This is a genomic window from Mycobacterium sp. ACS4331, from assembly GCF_001667265.1.
GTDB lineage: Bacteria > Actinomycetota > Actinomycetes > Mycobacteriales > Mycobacteriaceae > Mycobacterium.
In genome coordinates this window covers 1-1,431 of the sequence record NZ_LZHW01000035.1, presented here as the reverse complement: position 1 = coordinate 1,431, position 1,431 = coordinate 1, and the positions used below count along the sequence as shown (strand labels likewise).

Here is a 1,431-nt window from a genome sequence, read left to right as displayed (position 1 = left end):
CTCAGACTCAAGTGGTCGCTGCAGCACCTGACTGCTTGGAGGGTGTTGTTCGATGGCGTTTCGTTCGCGGGGTACGCCTGCGCCGGATACGGCGCGGCAGGTGTTCTGGGAGTCGGTGAGGTCGGGATTGTCACCGACTGCGGCCGCCACGGTGGCTGGTGTCAGTGCGGGAACGGGGTGCCGGTGGGCCCGGGAGGCGGCCCATGGGGTGGATCCCAGGCATCGCGGCATCCGATACGGCAAGGCCATTCGGGAGACGTTCTGGACGGCACTGCGTTCCGGTGCCAGCGTGATCGATGCCTCACTGGCCGCTGGCGTGCCGGAACACCGCGGACGGATATGGGTCGAACAAGCTGGCTGGGTGCCCAGAACGCCGTGTCCTGTCGATGCCGTCACTGACACCTGCGCTCCGAAGGGGCCGTTGTCGTTCCTCGAACGTTGTCGGCTCGAAGAGCTGTTGGAGACCGGACGCAGCGCGGCGCAGGCTGCAGGATTGTTGCAACGTCACCGCGACACGATCGGCCGGGAGATCACCCGGGGGCTGACAGGCTCGGGATATCGGGCCTGGGCCGGTCAACAGGTCGCCGAGGCCAACCGCAAACGCCCGAAAGCCCGCAAGCTCGACGCCAACGTGGTGCTGCTGGCCGAGGTGGTGGCACGCTTGAGAAAGCACGACAGTCCCGAACAGATCGCGGGCCGGCTGCGCCTCGATTTCCCCGACGATCCGGAGATGTGGGTGTCACACGAGACCATCTATCAAGCCCTCTACGTTCAGCCCCGCGGCGAGTTGGCCAAGCTCGTCAAAGAGGCGCTGCGTTCCGGACGTGTGCAACGGAAAGCGCAGGGCCGCAACACTGTTGACCGCAAGAGATTCAAAGACGGGATGATCAACATCGCCGATCGCCCCGTCGAGGCCGACGACCGGGCCATCCCCGGCCACTGGGAGGGTGACCTCATCCTGGGCAGCACCGCCTCAGCCTCGGCGATCGGCACCCTCGTCGAGCGCACCACCGGGTTCGTGATGCTGCTGCACCTGCCCAAGAACCGCACCGCAGCCACCCTGGCTGAGGCCATGACCGCCAAGATCCCCGACATCCCCGAGGTCCTGCGCCGCTCCCTGACCTGGGATCAGGGCAGCGAGATGGCGTTGCACACCCAGATCACCAAGGCCACCGGACTGCCGATTTACTTCTGCGACCCGCATTCCCCCTGGCAGCGTGGCACCAACGAGAACACCAACGGACTGCTGCGCCAGTACTTCCCCAAAGGCACCGACCTGTCCTTCTACGGCCCAGGCTGGCTCGACCAGGTCGCCGCCGAACTCAACGCCCGACCCCGCAAACGCCACAAATGGCGCACCCCCGCCGAAGAACTCCACCGACTACTGTCAGACCCGTCCACATTCGCTGCAGCCACCGCTTGAATCCGCCC

Annotated in this window: 1 protein-coding gene; it reads left to right on the top strand. The window is 65.9% G+C overall.

The window, feature by feature from the left end; all coding sequences use genetic code 11:
- Window positions 1–229: 229 nt before the first annotated feature.
- Window positions 230–1,423, top strand: coding sequence for an IS30 family transposase (locus tag A5727_RS09520; RefSeq protein WP_502687669.1), 1,194 nt, complete (start codon window positions 230–232; stop codon window positions 1,421–1,423).
- Window positions 1,424–1,431 lie beyond the last annotated feature (8 nt).